This window comes from Streptomyces sp. NPDC004561 (assembly GCF_053602155.1).
On the sequence record NZ_JBSGDB010000306.1, the window covers coordinates 1 to 7219 of the forward strand.

The 7219-nt window shown below is 69.6% G+C and carries 7 protein-coding genes; 1 reads left to right on the top strand and 6 read right to left on the bottom strand.

Annotated elements, in window-relative coordinates:
- A partial coding sequence (locus tag ACWEN3_RS31190; RefSeq protein WP_452977442.1) for a glycerate kinase family protein occupies positions 1-890 on the top strand: 890 nt, incomplete at its 5' end.
- 125 nt (positions 891-1015) lie between these two features.
- Here the strand turns inward: ACWEN3_RS31190 and pssA are convergent.
- From pssA to ACWEN3_RS31220, 6 genes are all read right to left on the bottom strand, one after another.
- Complete coding sequence (pssA, locus tag ACWEN3_RS31195; protein WP_452977460.1) at positions 1016-1831, bottom strand: CDP-diacylglycerol--serine O-phosphatidyltransferase; 816 nt, start codon at positions 1829-1831, stop codon at positions 1016-1018.
- A 22-nt stretch (positions 1832-1853) separates the two neighbouring features.
- Complete coding sequence (locus ACWEN3_RS31200; protein WP_452977463.1) at positions 1854-2510, bottom strand: phosphatidylserine decarboxylase; 657 nt, start codon at positions 2508-2510, stop codon at positions 1854-1856.
- A gap of 169 nt (positions 2511-2679) precedes the next feature.
- On the bottom strand, positions 2680-3885 hold the full coding sequence (locus ACWEN3_RS31205; protein ID WP_452977445.1) for an acyl-CoA dehydrogenase family protein: 1206 nt from the start codon (positions 3883-3885) through the stop codon (positions 2680-2682).
- Positions 3886-4398 (bottom strand): MaoC family dehydratase, encoded by a 513-nt coding sequence (locus ACWEN3_RS31210; protein WP_365589431.1) that lies wholly within the window; start codon positions 4396-4398, stop codon positions 3886-3888.
- Positions 4399-4403: 5 nt separating this feature from the next.
- Positions 4404-5366: an HpcH/HpaI aldolase/citrate lyase family protein gene (locus ACWEN3_RS31215; RefSeq protein WP_452977449.1), complete on the bottom strand. Its 963-nt coding sequence runs from the start codon at positions 5364-5366 to the stop codon at positions 4404-4406.
- A partial coding sequence (locus tag ACWEN3_RS31220) for a protein meaA (protein ID WP_452977452.1) occupies positions 5363-7219 on the bottom strand: 1857 nt, incomplete at its 5' end. The genes ACWEN3_RS31220 and ACWEN3_RS31215, both read right to left, overlap by 4 nt.

Consider the following 7219-nt stretch of genomic DNA (forward strand, 5'->3'; position numbering starts at 1 on the left):
GCGTGACTGGATCACGACCTAAATCTGCCGGGGAGGCGCACCTCGCAGAGCAGCACCTGGGAGACCGGCTCTCCGCCCTGGTGGACGGAGAGCTCTCCGGTGAGCTGCTGCGGGCCGCGCTGGACGCGGGCGCGCGGACGATCGTGTTCGGCGTGGGCGGCAGCGCGACCACGGACGGCGGCGCGGGCATGCTGTCGGCGCTGGGCGCCCGGTTCCTGGACGAGCACGGCGAGCCCGTGACGCCGGGCGGCGGCGGGCTGGCCGACCTGGCCCGTGCCGACCTCTCCGGCCTGGACCCGCGGCTGTCCTCGGTCGAGCTGGTGCTGGCCAGCGACGTCGACAATCCGCTGACCGGGCCGAAGGGCGCGCCGGCGGTCTACGGTCCGCAGAAGGGGGCCACGCCGGACGACGTGGACACCCTGGACGCGGCCCTCGCGCACTTCGCGAAGGTGCTGGAGGCCGAGGTCGGGCCGCGGGCGGCCGAGTACGCCGCGGCGCCGGGCGCGGGGGCGGCGGGCGGCATCGGTTACGGCGCGCTGCTGCTGGGCGCCCGGTTCCGGCCCGGTATCGAGGTCATGCTGGACGTGCTCGGCTTCGCGCCCGCGCTGGAGCGGGCCTCCCTGGTGATCACCGGCGAGGGGTCCCTGGACGAGCAGACGCTGCACGGGAAGGCGCCGGCGGGCGTCGCCGCGGCCGCGCGGGCCGCGGGCAAGCCGGTGGTGGCGGTCTGCGGCCGTCTCGCACTGCTGGAGGAGGCGCTGCTGGCGGCCGGGATCGAGCGGGCGTACCCGCTGACGTCCGTCGAGCCGGACGTCGCCAGGTGCATCGCCGAAGCCGGTCCGATCCTCGAGCGCCTCGCCGCGCGGATCGCCGAGGACCACCTGGGCTGAGGCCCGGGGGCTTCGCCCTCCCGGCCCCGCTCCGCGCCGGGGTCTCGGGCGGAGCCCCCGGGTCGGCCGGGCAAGCGAAGGGCCCCGGACCGGGCAACGGTCCGGGGCCCCTCGTACGAGTGCCGCTACGGCAGCTGTGCCGCCCGCTCCCGGCGGTTGTCGCGGAAGTTGTTCACCCGGCGCGCCGTGGCGAACAGCGGGATCACCGCGCCCATCACCAGCTGCAGCGCGCAGCCGGTCTGGAGCAGCAGCTGACCGCTCGGGGCGTCGAAGGCCCAGGCGGCCAGCAGGCCCATGGACAGCACGATCCAGCAGAGCATCGCGCCGGCGAGGCGGCCGCGCGGCTTCGGGTACTCCACCCGGCTCACCATCAGCCAGGCGGTGCCCAGGATGGCCAGCAGGGTCGCCACGAAGGGCAGCTCCAGCAGCACGATGGAGACGACCGTCAGCGCGCCGAACGGCGAGGGCATGCCCTGGAACATGCCGTCCTTCATGGTCACGCAGGAGAAGCGGGCCAGCCGCAGCACGACCGCGAGGAGCACCACGATTGCCCCCAGCGCCGCCATTCTCTGGTGCGCGTCGTCCGCGACCATCCCGTACACGAGCACGAAGTACGCCGGCGCCAGGCCGAAGCTGATCAGGTCGGAGAGGTTGTCCAGCTCGGCGCCCATGGGCGACGAGCGCAGCTTCCTGGCGACCAGTCCGTCGAACAGGTCGAAGACGGCCGCGCAGAGCATCAGGATGACCGCCGTGGCCGCGCTGTGGCGGGCCATGCCCGACTCCTGGCTGCCGGTGAGGTGCGGGATCAGGATGCCGGTGGTGGTGAAGTACACCGCCATGAACCCACACGTGGCGTTGCCCAGGGTGAGGGTGTCCGCTATTGAGAGGCGGAGCGAGAGGGGCATCTCCTCCTCGTCGTCCACCTCGTCCGCCTCGGGCACCCAGCCCGCCTGGGTCTCCGGATCAATCACGGTCAATGCGAGTCACCCCAGCCACGGTCTTCTGTCCGACCTCGACCGCGACCTCCACGCCCTCGGGCAGGTAGAGGTCGACACGCGAGCCGAAGCGGATCAGACCGATTCGGTCGCCCTGCTCGACCTTCGTGCCCCGAGGGATGTAGGGCACGATACGACGGGCCACCGCGCCGGCGATCTGGATCATCTCGATGTCGCCGAGTTCGGTGTCGAAATGCCAGACTACGCGCTCGTTGTTCTCGCTCTCCTTGTTGAAGGCGGGAACGAAGCCACCGGGGATGTGTTCGACCGACGTCACCGTGCCCGCGAGGGGAGCGCGGTTGACGTGGACGTTGAGCGGACTCATGAAGATCGCGACGCGGGTGCGGCCGTCCTTCCACGGCATGATGCTCTGCACCACGCCGTCGGCCGGCGAGATGACCCGGCCCCGGACGATCTCGCGCTCGGGGTCGCGGAAGAACCACAGCATGCCCGCCGCGAGCGCGGTGGCGGGCACGGCGACGGCCCGGGCCGCGCCGGAGCGGCGGCTGCGGGCCAGGCTGAGGGCTGCGGTGGCGACGGTCGGGAGAAGCCACGGCGATGCTCCGCGCGCGAGGCGTACGCCGGCTCGGCTGTCGCGAGGTGCAGAGGTTTGGCTGTGGGGCATGGATGACCTTCGTAGCGGATGATGCCGCGCAAGACGGGGGACGGCGGCTTTCCGGGGATCGTACCGGTCGCGGGCCACAACTGGGCAAGCCAGGAAGCCGAGTCGGCGGCCGAAGAACGTCTACGGGGTGTGATCTTCTTCTCGAAGAAAACACCCCGTACCCGGACATTCAGCCCTGGAATCGATACTCTTCGAGCAGCCTGCGCCCGATGATCATTTTTTGGATCTCGGCGGTACCCTCGCCGATGAGCAGCATCGGGGCCTCGCGGTAGAGGCGCTCGATCTCGTACTCCTTGGAGAAGCCGTAGCCGCCGTGGATCCGGAAGGCGTCCTCCACGACCTCCTTGCAGTACTCGGAGGCGAGGTACTTCGCCATCCCGGCCTCGAGATCGTTTCGCTCGCCGGAGTCCTTTTTGCGTGCCGCGTTGACCATCATCGCATGCGCGGCCTCGACCTTGGTGGCCATCTCCGCCAGCTTGAACTGGATGGCCTGGTGCTGGGCGATCGCCTTGCCGAAGGTGTGCCGCTGCTGGGCGTACCGCACGCCCAGCTCGAAGGCGCGCTGGGCGACGCCGCAGCCGCGCGCGGCCACGTTGACCCGGCCGACCTCCACGCCGTCCATCATTTGGTAAAAACCTCGGCCGGTGACGCCGCCGAGCACCCGATCGGCCGGTACCCGCAGGCCGTCCATGATCAGCTCGGTGGTGTCGACGCCCTTGTAGCCCATCTTGTCGATCTTGCCGGGGATGGTGAGGCCCGGGCGGACCTCGCCGAAGCCCGGCTCCTTCTCGACCAGGAAGGTCGTCATCGACTTGTGGGGCGCCGTGCCCTCGGGGTGACCCTCGTCACTCCGGACGAGAACCGCCACCAGGGACGACGTGCCGCCGTTCGTCAGCCACATCTTCTGGCCGTTCAGGACGTACTCGTCGCCGTCCCTGACCGCCTTCGACGTGATCGCCGAGACGTCGGAGCCCAGGCCCGGCTCCGACATCGAGAAGGCGCCGCGGATGTCGCCGGCCGCCATCCTCGGCAGGAAGTGGTCCTTCTGCTCCTGCGTACCGTGCTGCTTGAGCATGTACGCGACGATGAAGTGGGTGTTGATGATGCCGGACACCGACATCCAGCCGCGGGCGATCTCCTCCACGCACAGCGCGTAGGTGAGCAGCGACTCGCCCAGGCCCCCGTACTCCTCGGGGATCATCAGACCGAAGAGGCCGAGCTCCTTCAGGCCGTCCACGATCTGCTGCGGGTACTCGTCGCGGTGCTCCAGCTGGGTCGCGACAGGAATGATCTCCTTGTCGACAAAGTCCCGGACGGTGGAGAGGATCTCCTGCTGGACATCGGTCAGACCGGCGGTCTGGGCGAGGCGCGCCATCTACTTCTCCTGCTGCTTCAGCTCCGGGCGGCCGGGCTGCTCGCCGCCGCGCTCCTTGATGTACGTCTCGGTGGGCACCATCACCTTGCGGCGGAAGACGCACACCAGGGTGCCGTCCTGCTTGTAGCCCTTGGTCTCGACGTAGACGATGCCGCGGTCGTTCTTCGACTTCGACGGCCACTTGTCGAGCACGGTCGTCTCGCCGTAGATCGTGTCGCCGTGGAAGGTCGGCGCCACGTGCTTGAGCGACTCGATCTCCAGGTTGGCGATCGCCTTGCCGGAGACGTCCGGGACGGACATGCCGAGCAGCAGGGAGTAGATGTAGTTGCCCACGACGACGTTCTTGCCGAAGTCCGTCGTCTTCTCCGCATAGTTGGTGTCCATGTGGAGCGGGTGGTGGTTCATGGTGAGGAGACAGAACAGGTGGTCGTCGTACTCCGTGACCGTCTTGCCCGGCCAGTGCTTGTACGTCGCCCCGACCTCGAACTCCTCGTAGGTGCGTCCGAACTGCATGACCGTCAGGCCTCCGGGATCTCGAACTTGCTGGTGCGCCGCATGCCGGCGGCGCGGCCCTTGCCGGAGATGACCAGGGCCATCTTGCGGCTGGCCTCGTCGATCATCTCGTCGCCGAGCATCGCGGAGCCCTTCTTGCCGCCCGCCTCGGACGTGTAGTAGTCGTACGCGTCCAGGATCAGCTCGGCGTGGTCGTAGTCCTCCTGGGAGGGCGAGAAGATCTCGTTGGACGCCTCGACCTGGCCCGGGTGCAGCACCCACTTGCCGTCGAAGCCGAGGGCGGCGGCGCGCTGGGCGACCTCGCGGTAGCCCTCCACGTTGCGGATCTGCAGGTAGGGGCCGTCGATCGCCTGGAGGTTGTTGGCGCGGGCGGCCATCAGGATCTTCATCAGGATGTAGTGGTAGGCGTCCGCCGGGTAGCCGGGCGGCTGCTCGCCCACGACCAGCGACTTCATGTTGATGGAGGCCATGAAGTCGGCCGGGCCGAAGATGATGGTCTCGACGCGCGGGGAGGCCTGCGCGATCGCGTTGACGTTGTTCAGGCCCTGCGCGTTCTCGATCTGCGCCTCGATGCCGATCTTGCCGACCTCGAAGCCCATGGTCTTCTCGATCTGCGTCAGCAGCAGGTCCAGGGTGACGATCTGCTCGGCGCTCTGGACCTTCGGCAGCATGATGCAGTCGAGGTTCTGGCCCGCGCCCTCGACGACCGTCACGACGTCCCGGTACGTCCACTCGGTGGTCCAGTCGTTGACCCGCACCACGCGCGTCTTGCCGGTCCAGTCGCCCTCGTTGAGGAACTTGACGATGGTGTGCCGCGCCTCGGGCTTGGCGAGCGGCGCGCACGCGTCCTCCAGGTCCAGGAAGACCTGGTCCGCCGGCAGGCCCTGCGCCTTCTCGAGGAAGCGCGGGTTCGAGCCCGGCACGGCCAGGCAGGAGCGCCGCGGGCGAAGGCGGTTGACGGTCGTCATGCGGGGACCTCCAGAGGGTCGAGCTTGTTCGCTTTCCGGATCTCGTCGACGATGCGGCCGATGATCCCGGTGATGTCGAAGTCCTTCGGGGTGAAGACGGCGGCCACTCCGGCGGCCCTGAGCTGCTCGGCGTCCCCGTTCGGGATGATGCCACCTGCGATCACCGGTATATCTGTGGCACCGGCCACACGCAGCCGCTGGAGTACGTCCGGCACCAACTGGGCGTGCGAGCCGGACAGGATCGACAGGCCCACGGCGTGCACGTCCTCCGCGAGCGCGGCGTCCACGATCTGCTCGGGCGTCAGCCGTATGCCCTGGTAGACCACCTCGAAGCCGGCGTCGCGGGCGCGGACGGCGATCTGCTCGGCGCCGTTGGAGTGCCCGTCCAGGCCGGGCTTGCCGACCAGGAAGCGCAGCTTGCCGACGCCCAGCTCGCGAGCGGTGGCGTCGACCCTGGCGCGGACCTCGGCGAGCGCCGAGCCGGCCTCGGCGGCGACGGCCACCGGCGCGGAGGAGACCCCGGTGGGCGCCCGGTACTCGCCGAACACCTCGCGCAGGGCGCCCGCCCACTCGCCGGTCGTGACTCCGGCGCGGGCGCACTCCAGCGTGGCCTCCATCAGGTTGTCGGTGCCCTTGGCGGCCTCCTTCAGCCGCTCCAGCGCCTTGCAGGGGCGCGGGTGGTTGAAGGGCGGCTGGTAGCGGGTGTCCCGCCAGCGTTCGAGGCCCTCCACGACCCGGGCCTCGACCGCCGGGTCGACCGTCTGGATCGCGGTGTCCAGGTCGGCCGTCAGCGGGTTCGGCTCGGTGCCCTCGAAGATGTTGACGCCGATGATCTTCTCCTGGCCGGACTCGATCCGGGCCCGGCGCTCGGCGTGCGAGGCGACCAGCTGCGACTTCAGGTAGCCGGACTCCACGGCGGCCATCGCGCCGCCCATCTCCTGGATGCGCTCGATCTCGGCGAGGACGTCGTCGACCAGCCGGCCGACCTTCGCCTCGATCACCTTCGAGCCCTCGAAGATGTCGTCGTACTCCAGCAGGTCGCTCTCGTAGGCGAGCACCTGCTGGATGCGCAGCGACCACTGCTGGTCCCACGGGCGGGGCAGGCCGAGGGCCTCGTTCCAGGCCGGCAGCTGCACGGCGCGCGCGCGTGCGTCCTTGGAGAGGGTGACCGCCAGCATCTCCAGCACGATCCGCTGGACGTTGTTCTCCGGCTGCGCCTCGGTCAGGCCCAGCGAGTTCACCTGGACGCCGTAGCGGAACCGGCGCTGCTTGGGGTCCTCGATGCCGTACCGCTCCCGGGTGATCCGGTCCCAGATGCGGCCGAAGGCCCGCATCTTGCACATCTCCTCGACGAAGCGGACGCCCGCGTTCACGAAGAAGGAGATGCGCGCGACGACGTCGCCCATGCGCTCCTGCGGCACCTGGCCGGAGTCGCGCACGGCGTCGAGGACGGCGATCGCGGTGGACATCGCGTACGCGATCTCCTGCACCGGCGTGGCCCCGGCCTCCTGCAGGTGGTAGCTGCAGATGTTGATCGGGTTCCACTTCGGGATGTGGGAGACCGTGTACGCGATCATGTCCGTCGTCAGGCGGAGCGACGGCCCCGGCGGGAAGACGTGCGTCCCCCGGGACAGGTACTCCTTGACGATGTCGTTCTGGGTCGTCCCCTGGAGCTTGGTGATGTCCGCGCCCTGCTCCTCGGCGACGACCTGGTAGAGCGCCAGCAGCCACATGGCGGTGGCGTTGATCGTCATCGAGGTGTTCATCTGCTCCAGGGGGATGTCCTGGAACAGCCGGCGCATGTCACCGAGGTGCGCGACGGGCACGCCCACCCGGCCGACCTCCCCGCGGGG